Genomic DNA, 22,949 nt, shown 5'->3' with positions numbered 1-22,949 from the left:
AAAGGGTGCAAAACGGACACTACTATTCGTCCTCGTGCACCACATCCACGTGTGAGCGCACTCACTGCACAGGCCCCGGCGACATCACCGACCGACCCACCGCCACCACGCTGAGTCAACACCAGGCGGCCGCCACTGAGACCGCCACCACACCCCGCCGAACCGTGGCGGTCATCGCCGGCCCCACCTCCTGCACGCGGCCTGTCCTGGGAGCGGCCGGGAGACGAGGTGCAAGCGCTGGAACGCCGCCGGTGAACTGCCCCTGGACACCAGGACCCGCCGAACGGCACCGTCTGCCTCCCCCACGGCCCGGCGGACACCGCCCACCGCACCCACCGGATCCGCCTACGCCACTGCCCTGACCGCCAGCGCCTGCGCCTGCGCGCCACCCTCACCGCCTACACCGCGCCCGCCACCGGGCGCCGGGCGCCGGCCATGGCTGAAATGGCGAGGCCGGCCCGTTCTGCATAGGCTCGACCGCGGGCCCTCCGGGTCTTCCTGCGGCAGTGTTCGACCGCGGCGGCCGGCGTCCGATTCTGCCGCGCGAGGTTGCGCCGCTCCCGGTGCCGTCATGGACGCGATCGGCGCCGCGCCCTGGGCTGGTCGAGTTCGGTGGGCGGTCCGTCGCGCGGTGATCGTCGCAAGGGAGATCGATTCCCGTGGATCTCAACACCATCACCGAAGTCGTCCGCCGTCCGCCGGATCGACCGGGCGCGCACTGGCGCGAGGGCGACGCCTGGCTCGCCGGGGGAACGTGGCTGTTCTCCACGGAGCAACCGGGCCTGCGTCGCCTGATCGACCTGACGGCGTTGCGTTGGGATGCCCTCGTGCCGAGCGACACGGGCCTCGAGATCGGCGCCACGTGCACCATCCGTGACCTGTATGCCTTCGTGCCGCCGGACGACTGGATCGCGGGCACCCTTCTCGCGACGAGCTGCGACGCGTTCCTGGCCTCGTTCAAGGTGTGGAACTCGGCGACCGTCGGTGGCAACATCTGCCTGTCCCTGCCGGCCGGCCCGATGATCACGCTGACGGTCGCCCTGGAGGCGACGTACGAACTGTGCGCCCCGGACGGGTCCGCGCGCGTCGTCGACGCCCTCGACTTCGTGACCGGCGACAACCAGAACGTTCTGACTCCCGGGGAAGTCCTGCGGCGCATCACCATTCCGGCGCGCGCGCTGAGGAAACGCGCCACGCACCGCCGCTTCACGCTGACCCGCCTCGGCCGTTCGACGGTCTTCCTCATCGGTACTCAGACGCCCGGTACGAACGACCTGCTGCTCACCGTCACGGCCGGCACCACACGGCCGGTGCGCCTCGCCTTCGACGCCGTGCCCGATGCCCGAACTCTGCGGCAGAGCATCGACGCCGTCCCCGCCGACGTCTGGTTCGCGGATCCCAACGGGACCCCCGACCACCGCCGTCACCTGACACAGCACTTCGCCGAAGAGATTCGTCGCGAACTCATGGCTGGGAGCCCGGCGTGACCTACATCGTGAACGGCAGACGTTTCGACGAGGAACCGGAGCCCGGCCAGTGCCTGCGGACCTTCCTTCGCTCACTCGGCCACTACGGCGTCAAAAAGGGCTGCGACGCCGGCGACTGCGGTGCGTGCACGGTGTGGTTGGACGGCAGTCCGATCCACAGCTGCATCACCCCCGCGTTCCGCGCGGACGGTCGTGAGGTGACGACGATCGAAGGCCTCGGATCACCCGGCGATCTGCATCCCGTGCAGCGGCAGTTCCGCGACGCCCCGGGATTCCAGTGCGGCTTCTGCACCGCAGGGATGATCATGACGTCGGCGACGTTCACCGAGGCCCAGAAGGAGGACCTGCCACGGGCGTTGAAGGGCAATCTCTGCCGCTGCACCGGCTACCGGGGGATCGAGGATGCCGTGAAGGGCGTCGTCGGTGTCGAGACGGCCGCCCCGGGAAAGGCCGTGGGGACGAGCGTCGCTACCCCGGCGGCCGACGACGTGGTCACCGGCCGCGCCGAGTTCACGATGGACACCCGCATCGACGGCATGCTGCACCTCAAGGTGCTGCACTCGCCGCACGCACACGCCCGGGTCGTCTCGATCGACAAGACCGCCGCACTCGCGGTTCCCGGCGTGCATCGCGTCTACACCTGGGAGGACGTGCCGCGCAGGCGTTTCACCACGGCGATCCACACCGACCATCTCGTCGATCCGGACGACACCTTCATCCTCGACGACACGGTCCGCTTCGTCGGCCAGCGGGTCGTCGCGGTCCTGGCCGACACCGTCGGGGCGGCGGAGGAGGGCTGCAGGCGGGTCGCCGTCGAGTACGAGGTGCTGCCGGCGGTCTTCGACCCCGAGGAGGCGATGGCCGAGGGAGCGCCGCAGCTGCACGGCTCGCACGACCCCTTCGTCCGCGACCCCGTGCGCAACATCCTGCTGGAGCTCCATGCGCACATCGGCGATGTCGACGCGGGGTTCGCCGAGGCCGACGTGATCCACGAAGGCACGTACTCCTCGCCGCGCGTGCAGCAGGCGCATCTCGAAACCCACGGCTCGATCGCCTGGATGGAGGACGGCCGCCTGAACGTCCGTACCAGTTCGCAGTCGCCGTCGATCGCCAAGGTCAAACTCGCCTACCTGTTCGCGCTGCGCCCGGACCAGCTCCGCGTGTTCTGCAAGCGCGTGGGCGGCGCCTTCGGCGGCAAACAGGAGGTGTTCTCGGAGGATCTGGCCGCGCTCGCCACCCTGGACACCGGGCGGCCCGTCTGCTTCGAGTACACCCGCGAGGAGGAGTTCACCACGGCCTCGCCCCGGCATCCGATGACGCTGACGGTCCGGCTTGGCGCGAAGGCGGACGGAACGCTGACGGCGTTCCAGGTCCGCAACGTGTCGAACACGGGCGCCTACGGCAACCACGGCGGCGAGACGCTGTACGCGGGTGGCGCGGCCGGCATGATCTACCGCTGTCCCAACAAGAAGTACGACGCCTTCGCCGTCTACACGAACACCGTTCCGAGCGGGGCGCTGCGCGGTTACGGGATGACGCAGCCGGCGTTCGCCGTGGAGTCGGCGATGGACGAACTGGCACGCGCCCTGCACCTCGATCCGCTCGAACTGCGGCGCCGCAACATCGTGCGGCCGGGTGATCCGCTCCTCGCCCTGCACGACGGCCCCGACGACCTGCTGTTCACCGAGGACGGACTCGCGAAGTGCATCGACCTCGTGGACGACGCGCTGGCCCGCACGGCCGATCAGCCGCCCCCCGGCCCCGGGTGGCTCGTCGGGGTCGGCGTGGCGAGTTCCCTGCACGAGACCGCGCCCCCGACCGAGCACACCTCGGAGGCCTGGGTCACGCTCGGCGACGACCTCAGGTACGAGGTGGCCGTGGGAACGGTCGAGTTCGGCCAGGGCACCCCCACCGCCCATGTCCAGATCGCGGCCAACCAGCTGGGCACGACCCCGTCGCGGATCCGCCTGGTGCGGTCCGACACCGACCGCACGGGATTCGACACCGGCGCCTTCGCGAGTGCGGGCCTTTTCGTGGCGGGCAACGCGGTGCTTCGAGCGGCTAACGCCGTGCGCGACCGGGTCCTGGAATTCGCCGCCGCTCACACGGGCGTCCATGTCGTGATGTGCTCGATGGACGACGACGGCGTCGTGTGCGGCGACCGGCGGGTGTCGTTGGCCGAGCTCGTCGCCCTGGCCCGCGCGCGCGGAATCCGGTTCACCGCCGCCCGCAAGGCCTACGGCTCCCCCCGAAGCGTCGCCTCCAACACGCAGGGCTTCCGCATCGCCGTCCACCGGGTGACGGGCGAGATCCGCATCCTCTACAGCGTCCAGGCGACCGACGCCGCCACGGTCATCAACCCCGCGCAGGTCCGGGGACAGGTGGAGGGCGGTGTCGCCCAGGGGATCGGCTTCACACTGACCGAGAACTACCTCGTCGACGCCAATGGCGTCATGGTCAACCCGAACTTCCGCAACTACCGCATCCCCGCCTACGCCGATGTCCCCCGTACCGACGTGCTCCTGGTGGAGTCGTCGGATTCCTTCGGGCCCCTGCGGTCGAAGGGGATCGCGGAGTGCTGCATCAATCCGGTGGCCCCCGCGTTGGCGAATGCGCTCCACGACGCCACGGGTGTCCGCTACCGCGCGCTGCCCCTGACCCCGGAACGGATTTACGGTCGGCTCAACGAGAGCCGGCCGGTGCCAGCGGCCTGAGCCATGAACACGGACAGGCAGCTGAACAGCGGCCGGCACGAGGACGCCGCGGCGACGGCGATCATCGGCCAGAAGGTCCTGCCCGGACTGGAGCGGGAGTACGAGACGTGGCAGGAGGACGTCAACGCCGCTGCCGCCGGCTACGCCGGGTTCCTCAGCGCCGAGATCTCCCCGCCGACGCCCCGGCAACCCGACTGGGTCGTCGTCTACCGATTCGACTCGATCGCCCACATGCAGGTGTGGATCAACAGCGCGACCCGGCAGCGTTTTCTCGATGCCGGCAGCAAGTACTTCGACGGCCCCGCGACCCAGCAGGTCGTCACCGGCGGCACTCGAACAGCGGATCCACTGGTGACCGTGGTGGTCACCCATCGAGTCCACCCGCGCCGCGTCGACGACTTCCTCGCCTGGCAGGACCGCATGAGCCAGGAGGAGAGCACGTTCGAAGGCTTCCGCGGAACCGAGCTCTTCCGCCCGATCGAGGGTCTTCAGGACGAGTGGACCACGCTGTACCGGTTCGACACCGCCGAGCACCTCGACGCCTGGCTGACGTCGGCCAAGCGGCGGGAACTCCTCGCCGAGGGCGAGGAGTTCAGCTCCTTCGAACTGCGCACGATCGACAACTCGTTCGGCAGCTGGTTCGCCTTCGAAGGCGACCGCCGGCAAGCGCCGCCACCCTCGGAAACCAAAACCGCCGTGGCGGTCTGGGTCGGCCTGTACCCGACCGTGGTGCTGCTGACGCTCGTCCTGTCGCCGCTGAAATTGCCGCTCTGGCTCGGGCTGCTGGTGGGCAACCTGCTGTCGAGCTTCATCATGAGCTTCTTCACGATGCCCTACTACGTGAACCCGCTGCTCAGGCGGTGGCTGCGGCCGTCACCGGACGAACCCGCGGCGAGGACCAACCTCGTCGGTCCCGGCATCGTCGCTGCGGTGACCGCGTTCTGGGCCGTCGTCTTCTACCTCGTGACGACCCGGTTCTGGTCGCTGCCCTGACCTGGTGCTCCACGCGTGGCTCGTGACCGCGCGTGGTGTTCTCCCGGGAAGAACCAGCCGGGCGGTCACGCCGTGCCCGGCGCACCGTCCGGACGGGGGCAGGACCGTTCCTGAACAATGTCCAGGAGTGAACCTTGAGTCCGGCGGTGACCACCCGCGGCCGGGGTGCGCGGGTGGGTGCGGGCAGCAGGTGGGCGGTGAGGGCGAAGGAGAGCGGGTGTGTTGTCGCTCCGCCCGGTCTGGATGCGGGTATCGCTTGCGGCGCGGACTCGTCAGTCGCGGGCACGGAGGCTGGCTTCCTCGAGGTCGAGTTCGCGCTGGATCCGGCGCCGGGTGGCGTTGCTGATCATGTTTGCTTCGTAGAGGCGCTGGAGCTCGGTCGCCTCGATGTCGATGAGTGTCCGGCGTATCTCGCGGTAGGCGTCGGCGGGACGGGCGTCCGGGTCGCTGTAGTGGGCGTCTTCCGCTTGGTGGATGCGCGCTTCCAGATCGCGGCGAGCCTGTTTCACGGCGGCCTCAGCGGCGGCGCCCAGTTCGGCGAGCTCATCCAGATCGCCGAGCTGTTTGAGCTCGTCGAGAGCGGTGTGGGCGATGTGTCGGCGGGTCCGGGCCTCCTCGCGGGCGGTGTGCTCCGGTTCCAGAGCGATGCCCGAGCGGCGCACGACGGGAGCGAGGGTGAAGCCCTGGAACACAACGGTGAGCGCGACGGTCCCGGTGGTGAGCGTGAGGATGAGCGCCCGGTGCGGCAGCGGCGCCCCCGTGTGGGTGACCAGGGGGATGGAGAGCGCGGCGGCCAGCGGCATGACGCCTCGGGTGCCCGCCCAGGACAGGACGGCCGGAACGCGCCAGGAGAGGCGACTGTCGCCCTCCTTGTGCCGGTAGTGGATCAGGGCGGACAGCGGGAAGATCCACAGCAGGCGGATCGCCAGCACGGTGAAAGCGATCACCGGCACCCACAGCGGCCAGCCGTGCTCGTCGTGCGCGAGGTGACGGACCGCGGAGGGGAGCTCGAGACCGATGAGGGCGAAGACGACGCTCTCCAGCAGGAAGGTCACGGTGTCGTAGACGGCGTGGACCTGGAGACGGACGGGGGCGTTGCCGAGCTTGTGGCCGGTGCTGCCCAGGACCACCCCGGACACGATGACGGCGGTCACGCCGGAGGCGTGCGAGTCCTCCGCGATGACGTACGAGGCGTACGGAGTGACCAGTGCGATGACGGTCTCCAGCACGGGGTCCTCGGTCCGTCTGCGGATGAGGGTCACCACCGCGGCGACCGCCGCGCCGATGAGGGCTCCTCCGCCCGCGAGGATCAGGAACTGCTCGACCGTCGCGGACACGGTGATGGCGCTGCCGGAAACCGCGGTCGCCACGGCGACCTTGTACAGAACCAGCGACGTGGCGTCGTTGAACAGACTTTCCGCCTGCACCATGGCCTGCACCCGTGGTGGGAGGGACAGGCGCCGGCCGAGTGCGGTAACGGCCACGGGGTCGGTGCTGGCCAGGACAGCGCCAAGGATGAACGCGGTCGCGATGGTGAGCGGGGTGATCGCTCGGGCGACGTACCCGACGGCGACGGCCGAGGCCAGGACCAGACCGAAGACCAGGCCGGTCACCGGCCGCCACACGCTGCGCAGGTCGCGCACGGAGATTTCCCCGGCCGAGGCGTAGAGCAGTGGCGGCAGCACCAGCACGCTGATCACGTGAGGCGGCAGGCGGACCTCGGGAACCCAGGGTATGAGCCCGACGACCAGACCGGCGATGACGAGGAGCGAGGGAGCGGGCAGGCGCCAGCGCCGGGCACCGGTGGCCACGGCCGTGGCCAGGACCACGAGCAGCAGGATGACGGTCAGGCCAGTCATGCAGCGTCCCCGGTGGGTTACGGCTTGTTACCCCCCTCTGACCAGGTGCTCTATCAACGTAACCGGATCACCGACACCAGCGCACCGCCAACGGCGGCCCCGGCGGCAAGGACCGGCCCCCTGGGCGGCGCACGGTGAAAAACGGCTGCTCTCCCCGCGAGGAGGCACGCCATGTCGACTTTCGTCGGGCCCTGGTCACCGTCATCGCCGCGCCCTTCCTGGCCGCCGCCATGGCGTCGCAGGCCACCGCCGCGCCGCCCGCCCCAGGGCGGTGACAACCGAGGACGGGCCGGCCGTCCACCGGGCCCCGATGCGTCCGTGGTCGTCCTGGAGTACGCACTCCCGCCGGCCTCGCCGGCCGTGCTCAGGGGGCGGCGAACAGCCCGGGGAAGGCCGGGGCCAGCCACGGCCGGCGGCCCCAGGCGAGCACCTTGCCCCGGGCGAGGGCGCCGATGGCGGTGCAGCGGCCCAGCGCGATGAGGAGGAACGCCACCGGCTCGGTGAGGATCGTGCAGTCCGGGCGCCGCGGCGGCTCCTGGCTCACCACGGCGACGCCGTCCGTGAAGGTCACCGCGAAGGCTCCCAGGCCGCGCACCCGCAACTGGTAGCAGGCGCTGTGGCCGGCCGCGGCGCGGGCGTCCGTCACCCGTGGCATGGCCGCCCGCAGGAACGGCATCGTCAGCCCGACGCGGTACCGGTCGATCGGGTGCGGCCGCCCCAGGGCGACGGCGATGTCGTAGAGGTGGCCCAGCATGTGGGTCAGCAGGTAGGCGCCGAGGGTGTCCAGGTCCATCGGGCCGAGTGGGGTCAGCACCGGCTCGGTCCCGGCACGCGGACCGGCCGCCGCCGTGAACTTCCTTGCCTGCCGGGCGATCTCCTCGGCGAGCACGGCCGGGTCCCGCTCCGGCCGCGCGGCCAGCGAGGCCGCGTTCGCCGCGGCCAGCGAGCCCGCAGTGCCGTCCCCGTACGGCCGTTCCTCGCCGGCGGCCAGCGCGGCCATCAGCTCGTTGGCCATCGCCAAGTGGGCGGCGGCCTCGGCGACCGTCCACTCGGCGCCGGGTACCGGGGTGTCGCCGCGGCAGCCGGCGAGCAGCGCGACCGCCTCGTCACCGACCGCGGTGACCGCCTCGAAGAGTGCGCCGCGCGCGGCACCGGGGCCGTGCTCAGGGAGCGGGAGAGTCATGACGTCGAACACTGACCGACTCGCGCACCGCTGTCCAGACCCGTGACGCGGTCAGGACCGGCTTCCCCCTCCGGGTCGGTGCGGACAGCGGCGACGAAGGCCCGCCAGGTGGGGCGAGCGCGCCCGTCGGGCTCGTCCGACCGGTCAGGGGGCGCCCGCCAGGACCTCCACCTGGCCCGTGTCGAGCGAGTAGTAGGCGCCGACCACGGCGAGGGCGCCCTTTGCCACGAGTGGGGCCAGGTCCTGGTTGGCGCGCAGGTCGGCCGCGGTCAGCGTGACCTGGGCACGGGCCATGGTCTCGACCGGGTCGGCGCCACCCTCCCGGACCGCCTGGTCGTACGCCGGCTGCAGGGCCTTGACGATGGCCTGCAGGTTGCCGGGCAACGGTTTGCCGTCACGGATGGACTCGTACGCCGCCTTGACGGCGCCGCAGCGCTGGTGCCCGAGGACCACGATGAGCGGGGTGCCACTCGTCATGGGCCCGTACTCGACGGAACCGGTGACCACCGGGCCGACCGCCTCCCCGCCCGTGCGCATCACGTACAGGTCGCCCAGGCCGGTGTCGAAGAGGAGCTCGGGCGGCACTCGCGAGTCGATACACGAGAGGATCGACCCGAAGGGCTCCTGTTCCTGGGCCACGAGCTGACGCCGGTTCGGATCCCGGTTGGGGTGTTGAAGGTCTCCGCTCACCCAGCGCTTGTTGCCATCCATCAGCCTGGTGAACGCCGCGGCCGGCGTGGTGGGCCGTGCCTCCGGCGAAGCGCTGGTCGCGGGCGAGGCCGCCCTGGTCGTCGTGCACCCCGCGAGCGCGACCGCGGCGCCCACCAGCCCGCCGGCCAGCAGCGCCCTACGACTCGGGTGTCCGGCTCCGTCCATCGGTTGTTCCCCTCGATGCCACTCGGACACGTCCCTGTGTCTCGACCAGGCCGAATTGTTCAGCGTGGCGTGGGCGTCCCGGCGACAGGCGCGGGCGGGCGCGGGCCACATTGCCGCGAACGGCCCACAGAACGCGCCCGGACGGCGGTGAACCCCCCACCGGAGCGCCGGCCAGCACTGCTACGCCCTGGACGCGCTCACCGGCAAACCGCGCTGGAGCCATCACGCGCAGGACCGGGTGATCCATACCCCCGCCGTCGCGGGCGACACCGTCTACCCGGTCGGCGAGGACGGCCTGCTGCGCGCGGTCGGCACCGCCGACGGCGTCGAGCGCTGGAACACCCGCGTCGGCGCCTCGGCCGAGCCCACCGTCGCCGACGGTGTGGTCTACACCGCGACCATGTCGCAGTTCGCGCTGCGCCATACCCTCCCCAGCACGCTGGTCGCGACCGGCGCACACACCGGCCGGAAGCGGTGGGAACCACCTGCGCGACGGCTCCTGCTCGGCGGCCACGGTGGCCGGGGGCCTGGTCTACGTGACGGGCGTCAAGGGCACGGTCGTGGCGGTCGACGCCCTGACCGGCCGCCGCCCCGCCCCGGGGCAGCGCAGGCGGCAGATCGCCTGACGCGGACCGCCGGCGCCGGGAGGACCGCCCGGCGACGAAGCGGGACGTACGACGAAGCGGGACGTACCCGGGCCCGACGCGGCTGACCGGCCTGACGGCCGCGCCGTTCGAGGACCTCTCGGTGGAATACGGCCGGTCGGCCCAGCGCGCGCCCGTGAGCCGCGGGTGCGGCCGGGTGGCGTGCCTATCGTGGGTCGGTGACCGATCATCGGACTGTTCGACCCGCTGTCGCCCGGACGGGCTACCTCCTGGCCGCCTTCGCCTTCGCCGTCTGCATGACCGGAACCACCCTGCCGACTCCGCTGTACGGGCTTTACCAGGAGCGGATCGGCTTCTCCGAGCTGACGGTGACGGTCGTGTTCGCCGTCTACGCCTTCGGCGTCATCGGCGTCCTGCTGCTGGTCGGCAACGCCTCCGATGCCGTCGGGCGCCGTCCCGTCCTGCTCTGCGGGCTGGTCTGCGCGGCCGGCAGCGCCGTCGTCTTCCTGGCCGCGGACAGCGTGCCGCTGCTGTGCCTGGGCCGCCTGCTGTCCGGTCTGTCGGCGGGCCTGTTCACCGGCACCGCCACCGCGTACGTGCTGGAGCTCGCCCCGCCACGGCAGCGGGGCCGCGCGGGCTTCGTCGCGACCGCCGCCAACATGGGCGGCCTCGGCTGCGGACCGTTGCTGTCGGGCCTGCTCTCCCAGTACGCGCCCTACCCCCTGGTGCTGCCGTTCGCCGTGCACCTGGTGCTGCTCACCGCGTCCTTCGCCCTCCTCCTGCTGCTACCGGAGACCGTCGCCGGCACCCGCCCGCTGCGCGCCGCCCGGCCCAACCGGCCCGACCTGCCGCCGCAGGTGCGCCGGGTGTTCGTCCCGGCCGGGATCGCCGCCTTCGCCGGTTTCTCCCTGCTGGGCCTGTTCACCTCCGTCAGCCCCGCCTTCCTCGCCGAGGGCCTGAACGTCCACAACCGCGCGGTCGTCGGCCTGGTCGTCTTCACGGTCTTCCTCGCCTCCACCCTCGGCCAGCTCCTCGTCCCCCGGTTCGGCACCGCGCGGGCGGTCCCCCTGGGCTGCCTGGTGCTGATCGGCGGGCTGGCGCTGCTGGCGGGTTCGCTCGCCTGGACCGTCCTGCCGCCCCTGGTGCTGGCCGCGCTGGTGGGTGGCGCCGGCCAGGGCATGGGCCTGCGTGGCGCGGTGGGCGAGGTCGCCGCCGCGAGCCCCGCCGAGCACCGCGGCGGCGCCCTCTCGGCGCTCTTCGTGGTCGCCTACTTCGGCATCTCGATCCCCGTCATCGGCGTCGGCCTGCTCACCGGGCCGCTCGGCCTGGCCCACGCCGGCCTGGTCTTCGCCGCCTGCATGACCCTCCTCGCCGCCGCCTCCGGCGTCTACCTGCTGCGCCGGGCGAGCATCGAGGCTTGAACCGCGACCGCCGGCAGTCCCCCACCCGACGACCGCGACCCGGGCGGCGGCCGACCGGCGACCGGATCGCGCGGGCGGGTTGCCCGGCGTGCGGAGCACTGGCCGGACGGCCGGGCCTCACCCGCACCGGACGGCGGCGGCCCGCCGTGTGCGAGGACACTGCACGCGGCGGGCCGTCGGGTGTGCGGGAGTTGTGGGTTGTGGGCCGTGGGTCAGCGCACGGTCACGGTGAACACGGGAGAGGCGGTGTTCCTGCTGATGATGCGCAGCTCGTTCAGGCCCTTGATGCCGAGCTTCACGCCGAGGGAGTAAGAGCCGTTGCGGGTCGTGTGCACGGAGGCCGGCAGGGTGACCCACGTGCCGTGCTGCTTCTGCTGCAGGGTCACCGTGCTTCCGGCCTTGAGGCCGGTGGTGGCGCCGGTGACACGGAACAGCTGCCAGGTCTGGACGGACGAGACCGCCGGCTTGGCGGTGATGGCGGCGGACGCGGAGGAGGCGGAGGAGGCCACCGGGGCGGCCGGGGCGGCCGCCATGGCGGTGCCCGCCGTACCGAGGAGGAGCGCGCTGAGGGCGGCGACGGCGGCCAGGCGCAGGGAGTTCCGCTTGGAGACGATCACGGGTGCACCCCTTTCAGGGGGAGGTGGTCGTTCGGCCCGAAGACACGGTCGGTGTGGTTCGGGCGCTGTCATCCGGTGGGACGCCTCACTCGACGCCACCGGTTGGGTGCGGAACGTCACTGTCGTGTAACAGTCGGCAATGCTGGACGTCGGTGGCGGCGGTTTGGTGCGCGGTCCGGACACCGGTCCCGGCGTGGCGATCCCACGCCAGGCACGGCCCGTGGAACGGGGAACCCGCCTCGGCGACCTGCGACCCACGGATACCCGTGCCGCAGACGCGGGAGGAATCCCCCGGCTCTAGCCGGGGGAGGATGTCAAGGCATCGTCTCTGCGTGGGGCGCCAGTGGATCCCCTGCGAGGTGGAGCGGCTCGGTGAGCGCGGCCTCGCAGGCGGGGCGGGCGAAGGTGTACGGGCCCGTGGGGAGGTCCCCCGTCCCGTGCGGAAGGGCTGGCGGAAACAGGGCCAGGTGACGGGCCGAGCCCCCCGGCGGCGGGGGCGTCGCCGGGGCCGCGGGCCTGGCCTGCGACGATGGGCCCCGTCGGCTGATCGAGCAGGGGGACCGCATGGAGCTACGGCAGCTGCGCTGCTTCGTCGCCGTCGCAGAGGAACTGCACTTCGGCCGGGCCGCCGAGAGGCTGCTGCTCGGCCAGCCCGCCGTGAGCCAGCAGGTCCGGCGTCTGGAGCGGGAGTTGAAGGTCGAGTTGTTCGACCGCTCGCCCCGGTACGTCCGGCTGACCCCGGCCGGCGAGCGTTTCCTGCCCGCCGCCAGGGACGTGCTGGCCGCCGAGGACGCCGCCCGCGCCCTCGCCGCCGATCTGGCCGCACCCGCCGTGCTGCGGCTCGGCACCATCACGGGGCTCGGCGAGCGGCTCGACCTGATCCTGGACACCTACCAGCGGCGGGCCCCCGGCGTGCGCGTCGAACTTCATTCCGCCCCGGTGCGGGAGCGGCTCGCGCGGCTGGCGGACGGCCGCCTCGACGCCGCGTTCGTGCGCGGTGCCATCGCCGAGAACAGCGCCGATCTTCGCTTCCTGCCCGTCTGGCAGGACGAGTTGGTGCTCGCGCTGCCCGCCCGGCACGCCCTCGCCGACCAGGCTGAGGTCGATCTCGCGGAACTGGCCGCCCTGCCGCTGCGGCTGACCGAACGCCGTAACCACCCGGCGCTGGTGGACCTGGTGATGGGTGCCTGCGCGCAGGTCGGCTTCCAGCCGGTCCTGGGCCCGGCTCACAGCACCCTGCAGGACACCCTGGCCGCGATCGGCGCCGGGATCCCGATGTGGACGGTGGTGTACGCGGCCAACGCCCGGATGGTGAACACCCATCGGGTCGCCTTCCGCCCCTGCCGCACCCCGCTGGCCCTGCCGACCTCGATCGCCGTCCGGCGCTCGGCCCCGTTCCCTGGGCTGCTCCTGGAAGCCTGCCGCCAGACGGCCCCGACCTGGGACGATCAGGATTCGTGATCGCTGCCAGAGCGATTCGGGTCTGGGTGCGGGCGCCCCGATCGGGTGGACTGTTCCCAGCCGGAAAAACCGGCAGAGGAAGACCCGGTAGGGAATCCCCGGTAGGGAATCCCCGGTAGGGAATCCCGGTTAGGAGCCGAAGATGCCGATCGTCACCATTCAGCAGGGCCCGCGCAACGTCGAGCAGAAGCGTGAGCTGGTCAAGAGGGTCACCGAGGCCTTCGTGGAGACCCTGGAGGTTCCCGCCGAGAGCGTGTTCGTGTGGATCCAGGAGTACCAGGCGGAGAACTGGGGCGCGGCCGGCAAGCTCACCGCGGACCGGTAGCCGGCCCGGTTCCGGCCCGGTTCCGGCCCGATGCGGCACGACAGGCCGGTGCAGGCCACGCCCTTCCGGGTGCGGTGGCCAGCACCGGCGGGCCGGGAGCGGGAGGACGCGCTGCGGCGCACGGCACCCGCGGCCGGTCCCGGACGGCCCGTCATGGTTCAGTCCCCGCCGGCCACCAGGCCGTCCAGCTCGTCGGGGTCGACGCTGAGCGTCACTCCCGCGTACGTTTCGTCGGCGCTGCCCCGGTACTGGTGGATGCGGTGGCCGCTCCACAGGTCGTCGGGCAGCCCGGCCTGTCCGTTGGTCGTGGGGCGCCCGTCCCAGCGGGCGTACCAGAGCGCGTCGGGCATCGGGTCGCGGCCGGCCCGGGCGGCGGCGACGACGTCCGCGATGCCGGAGTCCATGCTGGAGTAGAAGCCCGACCGGTACCCGGCCGCGTGCAGCGCCCGGGTCCAGCCGGCGGTGAAGTCGATCACCGCGCGGCTGCACACCGCGTCGCCCGCCGGGTAGGCCTCCATGTCGAGGTACACCGGGCTGCCCGGCCCGAGCCCCAGCGCCTGCAGCGCCGCCGCCGCCTCGCCCGCCTCCTGTGCGCCCTGTTCCTCGGCCAGGTCCGGGTCGATCCGCAGCGGCTTGTCCTCGCGCTCGGCGCAGGGTGCCTGGAGTCCGACGTGGGTGGGCACCAGCTTCCAGCCCATCGCCCGGACCGCGGCGACCCACTGGGGCGTCAACCGGGGCTGCTCGCAGCCGCGCTGGCCGCCGCTGCTGTAGATGTTCACCGCGCCGTAGGGCGAGGCGGTGCGCCAGACGTACAAGGCCTCCTCCGGCGGGGCCGAGCAGGCGTCGAACCCGGCCCCGGTGAACCGGTACTCCGGCAGCGGCTCGGTGGAGCCGTCGGGCGGCGCGGCGAGGGGCGCGGGACGGGCGGCCGAAGGTGCCGTCGACCGTACGGCGGCCGGCTGCCACGTGCCGGGAGCGCGCCCGTGGACGGTACCGGGGAGCATGACGAGCGAGACCGCCAGGAGCGCGGTCGGAGAGGGAAGGCGCATCCCCCCGTCCTAGCCGTCCGGCGCGGGCCTGCCGTGCCATCACGGCGCCGCGTCGCGTCCGTTCACCCGGATCACGTACCCCCGTTCGGCTCGCCCGCGGTCGGCCGGCCCGCGGGCGAGGGCGTCCACTCCCCCGCCCGGCCCGCCGCGTCGCGCTCGACGAACACCTCGCGGGCGGCGGCGATCCCGTTGAGGGCCGCCGGGAAGCCCGCGTAGACCGCCATCTGGACGATCGCCTCGATCGCCTCCTCCCGGGTGCCGCCGACGTTGAGCAGCCCGTGCAGGTGGACCCGCAGCTGCGGGGCGGCGGTGCCGAGCGCGGTACAGGCGGCCACCGTGGCCAGTTCACGGGTCTTCAGGTCGAGGGCGGGACGCGAGTAGACGTCGGCGAAGGCGAAGTCGACGATGTAGTCGGCCAAGACCGGGGCGATGTCCGCCAGCGAGGCGACGACGCGCTCCCCGGCCTCCCCGTCGACCCGCTTGAGCGCGGCGAGCCCGCGCTCGTGGCGCTCCCGCAGCGTCTGCTCGCCGTCGGTGCCGCTTCGCGCGGGGGTGACGTCGAGCTCCGGCCGGGCCGCGAAGGCGGCCTTGGCCACGGCCATGCCGTTGAGCGCCGCCGGGATGCCGGCGTAGACCGCCATGTGGAGGACCGTCTCGACGATCTCGGCGGGCTCGACGCCGATGTTGAGGGCGCCGTCGATGTGGAAGCGCAGCTGCGGGGCCGCGGTGCCCAGCGCGGTCAGGGCGGCGACGTTGATCAGCTGCCGCTGGGCGAGGGTGAGGCCGGGACGGGCGTACACATCGCCGTAGCCGAACTCGACGGTCAGCCGGGCGAGGTCCGGGGCGATGTCGCCGAGGCCGTTCAGAATGTCCGAGCCCTCGGGGCCGGCGATCTCGTGCAGGAGGGCCAGCCCGCGCTCGAAGCGGTCGGCGGACGGGGACACGGCCACGGGCACGGACGGGGAGACGGCGGCGGTGGTCATGGCGGCCTTCCTTGGGTTCGTGAGCAGCAGTCAACGTTACGAAACGTTTCGTAACGCCGATGAGGCTAGGACGACCCGGAGCCGACTGTCAAAACGAAACGTAACGTCACGTCTGGGCTAGACTCGGGCCATGACCCCCCAGCCGAACCCCGAACGCCGAAGCGAACGCGCCCGCCGCGCCGTCCTGGACGCCGTCTTCGAGGTGGCCGGGGCCAAGGGGTACGGCAAGACCACCATCGAGGCCATCGCCGCGACCGCGGGCGTCGGCAAGCCGACCATCTACCGCTGGTGGCCGTCCAAGGGCGCGATCGCCCTGGACGCCGTCAACGACCGGATCGGCGACTCCATGGACTTCCCCGACACCGGGGACATCGCCGCCGACCTCACCGCCCAGCTCACCGCCGTGGCCGCCATGCTCACCGGCGACATCGGAGCGCTCTACCGCGGCATCATCGCCGAGGCCCAGAGCGACCCCGACCTCGCCGCCGCCCTACGCGCCACCTTCCTCGAACCCCGGATCCGGCGGTGCGTCCGCCGCCTCGACGCCGCCGTGGCCGCCGGCGAGCTCCGGGCCGACCTGCCCACCCGCACGATGGTCGACATCCTCTACGCCCCGGTCTACTACCGGATCCTGCTCGGCGCCGGACCCGAGGAGACCCTGCGCAGCCCCCTGCTCGTCGAGACCGTCCTGGAGGGTCTGCGCCCCTCCTGACGCCCGCTCCGACACGCCGGGCGCAGCGGGTCGAGGGTGCCCGTCCGCGGCGGACACCCTCCACGGACGGCCTCGCGCGTCCGCCCGGGAGCCGGGTTCAGATCCTGTCAGCGTCGTCTTCCCGATGGCGGTACCGGACTCCTGTAGTCGGTGGGCCTCGCGGAGGTTGGCGGCGTTGACGGGTCCGAGGTCCCGGGTGGCGGTGGTGCGCAGGACGCCGGCGTCCACCAGGCGCGCCACCTGGGTGAGGATGTGGTGCTGCATGGCCCGGTCGGCGGTCGCGAACCGTGAGCGCGTGTACATCGACTCCCAGTGGAACGCGATGCTCTTCGCCTTGAGCAGGCCCATCGGCAGGGAGTCGACGTCGTCGATGGCCACGATCCGGCCGAACGGGTTGAGCACCTGCGCGTAGAGGGGGAGGTTGCACTAACCGTTCTGACTTGCCGTAACAGTTAACCGCAGGGAAGGCATCCCGTTCTTTTCGCGGGCCCCCGGAGGACGGCGGGGCCGGCCCGGTACCCGAGGGGGTGGATACCGGACCGGCCCCGTGCCGCGCGTGACGGCGGGTCAGCGCGCGGCGCTCTTGCGGGTGCGGCGGGAGACGGAGTCCAGGACGACGGCGGCGAGCAGGACGGCGCCGGTGATCATGTACTGGACGGCCTGGTTGACGTGGACCAGGTCGAGGCCGGTGATGATCGACTGGATGACCAGGATGCCCAGCAGGGCGGACCAGGTCTTGCCGCGTCCACCGAACAGGCTGGTGCCGCCGATGACGGCCGCGGCGATGGAGTTCATCAGGACGTTGCCGCCGCCGAGGAGCTTGTCGGCGGAGCCCTGCTGCGAGGCGATGAACAGGCCGCCGAGGGCCGCCATGCCGGCGGAGATCATGAAGACCGAGATCCGGACCCAGGCGACGTTGATGCCCGCGCGGCGGGCGGCCTCCACGCCACCGCCGACGGCGAAGATCTGCCGGCCGTAGCTCGTGCGGCGCAGGACGAAGTCGGTGATGACGACGACGGCCAGGAAGACCAGCAGGGGCAGCGGCAGGCCGCGGTCCTGGTTGAGCGTGTACGCGGCGGTCAGCGCGACGACGGCGAGGACGCCGGTGCGCAGCGCGATCTCGCCGACCGGGCGCGCGGTGAGGCCGGCGGCGGTCCGGCGGCGGGCGTCGAGGATCTGCCCGGCGGCGAAGAGCGCGATGCCGAGGACGGCGAGGCCCCAGGTGTAGGCGATGTCGCCGTCGCCGAGGAAGTAGGTGTCCAGGTTGGCCAGGACGCCGTCGTTGACGACGTTGACGGTGCCCTTGTCGCCGAGGACGTACTGCTGCAGGCCGCTCCAGGCGAGCAGGCCGGCGAGGGTGACGACGAAGGCCGGGACGCCGATCTTGGCGAAGAAGAAGCCGTGCAGGGCGCCGATGGCGACGGCGGCGGCGACGGCGATGAGGCAGGCGAGCCACTCGTTGTAGCCGGAGCGCACGGACAGGACGGCGGCGATCGCGGCGGAGACGCCGGAGACGGAGCCGAGGGAGAGGTCGATCTCGCCGAGGAGGAGCACGAAGACGATGCCGACGGCGATCAGGCCGGGGCCGGCGATCCACTTGGTGATGTTGGTGAGGTTGTCGGCGTTGAGGAAGTCGCCGGTGACGCTCTGGAAGATGGCGCCGATGAGGATCAGGCCGAGGACGACGGGTACGGAGCCGAGGTCGCCGTTCTTCATCTTCCGCTTGAACTCGGCGAGGTAGCCGGCGAGGCCGGCCTCGCGGACGAGCAGGCGGGGGTCGACCGCGGGGGTGGTCGGGGCGGGCTTGGCCGGGGTGGTCTGTTCGGTGGTCACTTCGCTTCCTCCGCGAGTCGGGCCTGGCGCCGGGTGACGGCGTTCTCGGTGGCGCCGGTGATGGCGGAGATGATCTCCTCGTGCGAGGTGGCGGCCACCTCGAAGACGCCGTTGTTGCGGCCCAGGCGCAGGACGGCGACGGTGTCGGCGACGGCCTTGACGTCGGCCATGTTGTGGCTGATCAGGATGACGCCGAGGCCGCGGTCGCGCAGGCGCTCGACGAGGTCGAGGACCTGGGCGGTCTGCTCGACGCCGAGGGCCGCGGTGGGCTCGTCCAGGATGACGATCTTGGGGTCGCCGACGAGGGCACGGGCGATGGCGACCACCTGGCGCTGGCCGCCGGAGAGGGCGGCGATGGGGATGCGCACGCTCGGGATACGGATGGAGAGGGTGTCGAGCAGTTCGCGGGCGCGCTTCTCCATGGCGACCTCGTCGAGCGTGCCGAAGCGCTTGAGCTCGCGGCCGAGGAAGAGGTTGCCGACCACGTCGAGGTTGTCGCACAGGGCGAGGTCCTGGTAGACGGTGGCGACGCCGAGGGCCTGGGCGTCGTGCGGGCGGCCGATGGAGACCGCCCGGCCCTCCCACTCGATCGTCCCCTCGTCGATGGGGTGGACGCCGGCGATGGTCTTCACCAGCGTGGACTTTCCGGCGCCGTTGTCGCCCACCAGGGCCACCACCTCGCCTGCGTGTACCTCCAGGTGCACGTCGGTCAGTGCCTGGACGGCGCCGAAGCGCTTGGAGACCCCGCGCAACGCCAGTACGGGTGCGCCTGTCACGTGAACCATCTCCTTCTTCCCGTGCGCGCCGTGATGGTGGGTCGGCGGCCGGGCTGGCCCGCGCGCCGTGCGGGGCGGGCGGATGAGCGTCGAAAAGGGGGGTGCCGGGGCGGGGCGGGGCCCGCCGCGCGGTGTGGGCGGTGCTCCCCGGGGAGGTGGGGAGCTCCGCCCGGGCGGCTACTTGAGGCCGGCGGCTGCGCAGGCGGCGGCGTAGTCGGCGGTGCAGATGTCGGAGGCCTTGTAGAGGCCGTCGGCGATGACGGTGTCCTTGATGTTGGCCTTGGTGACGACCTTGGGGTCGAGCAGCTTGGCGGGGATGCCCTTGTCGGTGGCGCTGTCCGCGGTGGCGGTGGCGACGGACTTGACGTCCTTGCCCTGCAGGAGGTCGACGGCCAGTTCGGCGGCGTTGTCGGCGAGCGGCTTGTAGGCCTTGTAGATGGTGTAGGCCTGGTCGCCGTTGACGATGCGCTGGACGGCGTCGAGGCCGGCGTCCTGGCCGCCGACGGGGACCTTGATGCCCGCGCCCTGGAGCTGGGTGATGATGGCGCCGGCCATGCCGTCGTTGGCGGAGTAGACGGCCTGGAAGCCGTCCTTGCCGAGCTGGGTGATCGCGGCGCCGATCTTCTGGCCGGCGACGGTGGGCTTCCACTCGCCGGACTGCTCGTAGACGACCTTCTTGACCTTGCCGTCGAGGACCTTGTGGGCGCCGGCCTTGAACTGGCCGGCGTTCGGGTCGGCGTCGTCGCCGTTGATCATGACGATGTTGGCGTCGGCGGCCTTGTCTCCGAGGGCGTCCAGCAGGGCCTGGCCCTGGAGTTCGCCGACCTTCTCGTTGTCGAAGGAGACGTAGGCGGCGACCGGGCCGGTGGCCAGGCGGTCGTAGGCGACGACCTTCACGCCCTTGGCGGCGGCCTCCTGGACCCAGGCCTGGGTGGAGGTGGCGTCGAAGGCGTCCAGGACGATCACCTTCACGCCCTGGGCTATCAGGGTGTCGAACTGCTGCTTCTGCTTGGCCGCGCTGCCCTCGGCGTTGTTGTAGAGCACCTTGCAGTCCGCGCACAGGGCCTTGACCTTGGCCTCGATGAACGGGCGGTCGAACGACTCGTAGCGCGTGGAGGACGCGTTCTCGGGCAGCAGCAGACCGATGGACTTGTTGTCGCCGGAGGCGGCGGAGTCCTTCTTGTCGCCGCCGGCCTTGCCGCACGCGGCCATGGACAGGGCCATCGAGACGGCTGCGGTGGCGATGACGGCGCGACGCATCGTTGCGTTCATGTGGGGTGCCTCCCTGACGTCGCCGCGACGGTGCGGCGGGGTGGGAGGGAGTCAACCCTTACACGCCAGATGGAGTCAAGAAGTAAATCCAATACGAGACCATGCCAGGCCTTTTCGTTATCTTCCTGAACGCATTCACCAAAGGCGCCGCGAACACGGAGAGGCGCGGGCGGAAACTGTCAGTAACAATTGCCGGTGTGGGGTGGGCGGTCCGCTGGGCCTGGTCGACGAACCGGGCGCCAGGGGAGCCGCCCGGCCACTTGCGGGGCAGATGTGTTCAAGATGTGTCGGATTCAGTGTCCTCCGCGAGCCGGATACGGGCTCCGCGGCTGGCGGCCCCGCCGGCGGGACGCCCCGGCCCGGCCGACCCCTGCGGCCCGACTCACCCGCAGGGGCGGGATCCTGATGCCGCGTCAGTGACGGCGCGAGGATGACTCGGCCGCCTCCTCCCCTCGGGGACCGACGGGAGGAGGCGGAGATGGGCTGACTAGGCTGAAGCCGCACGTCAATGGCCGTGAACGGCCGGGGAGGGTACTGGACGGTGGAGAACATGGGCGAGTTGGACGACCTGCGGGCGCGGCTGGCGGCGCTGGAGGCGGAGGTCGACCGCCTGCGCGAGGAGTCCGCGGCGACGCGCGCGCCGGCGGCGCCGACCGACCGTGACGGCGCGCAGGTCCGCCCCAGCGCGCCCGAGCGCACCCCGGTGCCGGACGCGGTCCACGCGGACCGGGTCGGGCAGCGCCAGTCGATGACCCGGCTCGCCGATGCCGTCGGTGTCATGGTCTCCGGCCAGGCGGAGCAGACCGTGCTCCTGCGGGCCCAGACCCGGACCCTGGAGACCCAGAGCAGCACGCTCACCAAGCACAGCCGGTTCCTGGAGAGCCTCCTGGAGGGCCAGTCCGCGCTGTTCGAGGAACTGCGCCGGGACGGCAGGTAGGCGCCGGGCGACCCGGCGGTGGGGACGGTCCGAATGAAGGGCCGGCCCCACCGTGGCGTTCACGAGCCGTCAGGGGGCGGCGTCGGCTCCGGGCGTAGGGCCAGGCCCACGCCGACGGCGGCCGCGGCCAGGCCCAGCACGGCGAGGGGGCGGGACCACTCCCCCGCCGCGGTGGGGGCAAAGGCCGACGGCAGGACCAGCAGCGAGGCGGTCAGGGCGGCGGCCGCGGAGGCGGGGCGGATGCTCGGGCGGCGGGAGCCCAGCGCGTCGAGCAGCAGCAGGTGGCCGGCGAGCAGGACGGACACCGCGAACGCCCGCCACCAGGACGGCTCGCCGAGGGCCGCGAGCAGGACGGATCCGGCGGCGAGGAGCGTGGTGCGGGTCGCGGACAGGCGCGCGGGCCTCGGGTGCGGGCGATCCGCCGGAGTTCGGTGGGCGCGGTCGCGGCGATCGGTCGTACGGACCCTTGGGGTGGGGAGCAGCGCTCGACGTCCTCGGTCCCCGTGAGCGGCTCGCCACCGATGGGGCTCCTGCAGAAGGTGCGGGGCGGTCTTTCGGCGTGTGCGGGGGGATTCGGCAGCGCCCCTGCGAGTCCGGCTGCCGGGTCGTGGTTTGCGGCTACAGCAGGACGAGCAGCTTGGTGCCCGGCACCAACTTGCGGTTGACGGAGGTCGATTGGACGAACACGGTGTACGAGGGGTTCTCACCCGGCTTCACCGTGGCCTCCGATGCCGGCAGGCCGAGGAGCTGGCGGGCGGCCGGGCCGGAGAACACCCTGCCGGTCATCCGGCCGGTGGTCGGGTCCTTCTCCGCTACGGCGAGCTGCTTGCTGCCCTGGATCTTCTCGCGCTTGGACAGCTCGTAGAAGGCGCAGCCGGTCTTGTAGGTGTGGCCGGCACTGGTGACGAAGTCACGGATCTGGGTCTGCTGGTCGACCGGTATCAGGATGTACTTGCCGGTGTCCAGGGCGTCGAGGTTGGCCTTCACCTCGGCGGTGTTCAGGTCCTGGCCCATGGCGAACAGGTTCTTGGTGCCGCGCACGCCCTGTTCGCGGCCGCGCAGGAAGCTGGTGGCGGCGTTCTTGACGGTGCCGATGGCCTCCTCGACGCCCTTGCTGGAGTCCGCGTCCCAGATCGCGATGTTGCCCGCGGGGAAGCCGTACTCCTGGGCGGTGCGCTTGGCCAGGGAGTTCGGGACGAGGATCGCCGAGGTCCAGTGGTCGGGGAGGTTGTCCATAGCGCCGTGGATGCGGTCGATCCACGAGCGCAGGACGGCCTTGCCCTGGCCGGCGCCCATGCGGGTGTGCATCTGGCCGCTCTGCGAGCAGCCGGAGGCGTTCTCCTCGCCGTCGGTGACGACGACCTGGAGGAAGGAGTGCTCCCCGTAGCCTTCCCAGATGTTCTTCAGGTCGTCGACGGACTTCACGGCCGCCTCGATCAGCGCCGTCGCACCGTTGTCGACCGTGTAGAGGCCGCGCAGGGACGGCAGGTGCTTGACGTCCATGTCCCAGACCAGGTTCTGCACCTCGTGGTCGAAGGCGTAGAGGCTGATGCGGGTCTCGTGGCCGAGCCGGTCGGACTCCTCCTGCAGGCCCTTCACGAACTCGTCGACCACGCGGACGAGTTGCTCCTGGTGCTGGCTCATCGAGCCGGACTTGTCGACCACGAGCGAGACATGGTTGACCTTGTGCTTGATCCGGTTCGCAGACATGGCTCTACCCCTTTTCCAACGCTCTTTCGGCGCCTTTTCGGCGTCCCCTCCGGCGTTGTTCCCAACAGTAGGAGGGGGCACTGACAGTCTGTTCCGGCCCGTTCCGGCCCGTTCCGGCCCGTTCCGCCTGCGCCGG

The 22,949-nt window shown here is 71.9% G+C and carries 19 protein-coding genes and 2 pseudogenes; 9 read left to right on the top strand and 12 right to left on the bottom strand.

Features of this window, described 5'->3' with window-relative positions; translation table 11 throughout:
* Nucleotides 1-659 precede the first annotated feature (659 nt).
* From ACZ3UD_RS34825 to ACZ3UD_RS34815, 3 genes are read left to right on the top strand one after another with little or no spacing between them, the layout of a single operon-like run.
* Nucleotides 660-1,487 carry an FAD binding domain-containing protein gene (locus tag ACZ3UD_RS34825; RefSeq protein WP_465597124.1) on the top strand — a complete coding sequence of 276 codons (828 nt, stop codon included), beginning with the start codon at nt 660-662 and terminating at the stop codon, nt 1,485-1,487.
* A complete protein-coding gene (locus ACZ3UD_RS34820) occupies nt 1,484-4,201 on the top strand; it encodes a molybdopterin-dependent oxidoreductase (protein ID WP_465597121.1) in 2,718 nt (905 codons plus the stop codon). The genes ACZ3UD_RS34825 and ACZ3UD_RS34820 overlap by 4 nt, the downstream gene beginning before the upstream one ends.
* Nucleotides 4,202-4,204: 3 nt before the next feature.
* Nucleotides 4,205-5,194, top strand: coding sequence for an antibiotic biosynthesis monooxygenase (locus ACZ3UD_RS34815; protein WP_465597118.1), 990 nt, complete (start codon nt 4,205-4,207; stop codon nt 5,192-5,194).
* A 272-nt stretch (nt 5,195-5,466) separates the two neighbouring features.
* On the opposite strand, the gene ACZ3UD_RS34810 is transcribed toward ACZ3UD_RS34815, so the two are convergent.
* From ACZ3UD_RS34810 to ACZ3UD_RS34800, 3 genes are all read right to left on the bottom strand, one after another.
* Complete coding sequence (locus ACZ3UD_RS34810) at nt 5,467-7,053, bottom strand: Na+/H+ antiporter (RefSeq protein WP_465597115.1); 1,587 nt, start codon at nt 7,051-7,053, stop codon at nt 5,467-5,469.
* A gap of 364 nt (nt 7,054-7,417) precedes the next feature.
* On the bottom strand, nt 7,418-8,236 hold the full coding sequence (locus tag ACZ3UD_RS34805) for a maleylpyruvate isomerase family mycothiol-dependent enzyme (RefSeq protein WP_465597112.1): 819 nt from the start codon (nt 8,234-8,236) through the stop codon (nt 7,418-7,420).
* 144 nt (nt 8,237-8,380) lie between these two features.
* Nucleotides 8,381-9,112 carry a carbonic anhydrase gene (locus ACZ3UD_RS34800; RefSeq protein WP_465597109.1) on the bottom strand — a complete coding sequence of 244 codons (732 nt, stop codon included), beginning with the start codon at nt 9,110-9,112 and terminating at the stop codon, nt 8,381-8,383.
* Between the two features lie 178 nt (nt 9,113-9,290).
* Between ACZ3UD_RS34800 and ACZ3UD_RS34795 the strand changes: the two are divergent.
* A pseudogene (locus ACZ3UD_RS34795) lies at nt 9,291-9,824 on the top strand (outer membrane protein assembly factor BamB family protein); the annotation flags it as partial.
* A gap of 111 nt (nt 9,825-9,935) precedes the next feature.
* The gene (locus ACZ3UD_RS34790) at nt 9,936-11,138 is read left to right on the top strand and encodes an MFS transporter (protein WP_465597106.1); all 1,203 of its coding nucleotides are present in this window, start codon (nt 9,936-9,938) and stop codon (nt 11,136-11,138) included.
* 212 nt (nt 11,139-11,350) lie between these two features.
* Here ACZ3UD_RS34790 and ACZ3UD_RS34785 read toward each other — a convergent pair whose 3' ends face one another.
* Nucleotides 11,351-11,755, bottom strand: a complete 405-nt coding sequence (locus ACZ3UD_RS34785; RefSeq protein WP_465597103.1) for a hypothetical protein — start codon at nt 11,753-11,755, stop codon at nt 11,351-11,353.
* Nucleotides 11,756-12,319: 564 nt separating this feature from the next.
* Between ACZ3UD_RS34785 and ACZ3UD_RS34780 the strand changes: the two genes are divergently transcribed.
* Entirely contained in the window at nt 12,320-13,216 is an 897-nt protein-coding gene (locus tag ACZ3UD_RS34780; protein WP_465597100.1) for a LysR family transcriptional regulator, read from the top strand.
* Between the two features lie 142 nt (nt 13,217-13,358).
* Entirely contained in the window at nt 13,359-13,541 is a 183-nt protein-coding gene (dmpI, locus tag ACZ3UD_RS34775) for a 4-oxalocrotonate tautomerase DmpI (protein ID WP_465597097.1), read from the top strand.
* A gap of 158 nt (nt 13,542-13,699) precedes the next feature.
* Here dmpI and ACZ3UD_RS34770 read toward each other — a convergent pair whose 3' ends face one another.
* Both ACZ3UD_RS34770 and ACZ3UD_RS34765 read right to left on the bottom strand, forming a co-directional pair.
* Nucleotides 13,700-14,590 carry a DUF1906 domain-containing protein gene (locus ACZ3UD_RS34770; RefSeq protein WP_465597094.1) on the bottom strand — a complete coding sequence of 297 codons (891 nt, stop codon included), beginning with the start codon at nt 14,588-14,590 and terminating at the stop codon, nt 13,700-13,702.
* A gap of 71 nt (nt 14,591-14,661) precedes the next feature.
* Nucleotides 14,662-15,573 (bottom strand): carboxymuconolactone decarboxylase family protein, encoded by a 912-nt coding sequence (locus ACZ3UD_RS34765; RefSeq protein ID WP_465597091.1) that lies wholly within the window; start codon nt 15,571-15,573, stop codon nt 14,662-14,664.
* Between the two features lie 130 nt (nt 15,574-15,703).
* On the opposite strand from ACZ3UD_RS34765, the gene ACZ3UD_RS34760 reads away from it, so the two are divergent.
* Nucleotides 15,704-16,285 (top strand): TetR/AcrR family transcriptional regulator, encoded by a 582-nt coding sequence (locus ACZ3UD_RS34760; protein WP_465597088.1) that lies wholly within the window; start codon nt 15,704-15,706, stop codon nt 16,283-16,285.
* Between the two features lie 126 nt (nt 16,286-16,411).
* Here ACZ3UD_RS34760 and ACZ3UD_RS34755 read toward each other — a convergent pair.
* From ACZ3UD_RS34755 to ACZ3UD_RS34740, 4 genes and pseudogenes are all read right to left on the bottom strand, one after another.
* Nucleotides 16,412-16,687, bottom strand: a pseudogene (locus tag ACZ3UD_RS34755) (zinc-binding dehydrogenase); the annotation flags it as partial.
* A 165-nt stretch (nt 16,688-16,852) separates the two neighbouring features.
* Nucleotides 16,853-18,118 (bottom strand): sugar ABC transporter permease, encoded by a 1,266-nt coding sequence (locus ACZ3UD_RS34750; RefSeq protein WP_465597085.1) that lies wholly within the window; start codon nt 18,116-18,118, stop codon nt 16,853-16,855.
* Complete coding sequence (locus ACZ3UD_RS34745) at nt 18,115-18,903, bottom strand: ATP-binding cassette domain-containing protein (RefSeq protein WP_465597082.1); 789 nt, start codon at nt 18,901-18,903, stop codon at nt 18,115-18,117. Before ACZ3UD_RS34745 ends, ACZ3UD_RS34750 begins: the two co-directional genes overlap by 4 nt.
* 168 nt (nt 18,904-19,071) lie before the next feature.
* A complete protein-coding gene (locus ACZ3UD_RS34740) occupies nt 19,072-20,166 on the bottom strand; it encodes a sugar ABC transporter substrate-binding protein (RefSeq protein WP_465597079.1) in 1,095 nt (364 codons plus the stop codon).
* A gap of 514 nt (nt 20,167-20,680) precedes the next feature.
* Between ACZ3UD_RS34740 and ACZ3UD_RS34735 the strand changes: the two genes are divergently transcribed.
* A complete protein-coding gene (locus ACZ3UD_RS34735) occupies nt 20,681-21,103 on the top strand; it encodes a hypothetical protein (RefSeq protein ID WP_465597076.1) in 423 nt (140 codons plus the stop codon).
* A gap of 59 nt (nt 21,104-21,162) precedes the next feature.
* On the opposite strand, the gene ACZ3UD_RS34730 is transcribed toward ACZ3UD_RS34735, so the two are convergent.
* Together ACZ3UD_RS34730 and ACZ3UD_RS34725 are read right to left on the bottom strand one after the other, a co-directional pair.
* Nucleotides 21,163-21,408, bottom strand: a complete 246-nt coding sequence (locus tag ACZ3UD_RS34730) for a hypothetical protein (protein ID WP_465597073.1) — start codon at nt 21,406-21,408, stop codon at nt 21,163-21,165.
* A gap of 313 nt (nt 21,409-21,721) precedes the next feature.
* Nucleotides 21,722-22,813: a vWA domain-containing protein gene (locus ACZ3UD_RS34725; protein ID WP_465597070.1), complete on the bottom strand. Its 1,092-nt coding sequence runs from the start codon at nt 22,811-22,813 to the stop codon at nt 21,722-21,724.
* Between the last annotated feature and the right edge of the window lie 136 nt (nt 22,814-22,949).

Source organism: Kitasatospora sp. NPDC023118, from assembly GCF_055560875.1.
Note: the sequence above shows the minus strand (reverse complement) of the source record. Positions and strands in the feature narration are given on the sequence as shown.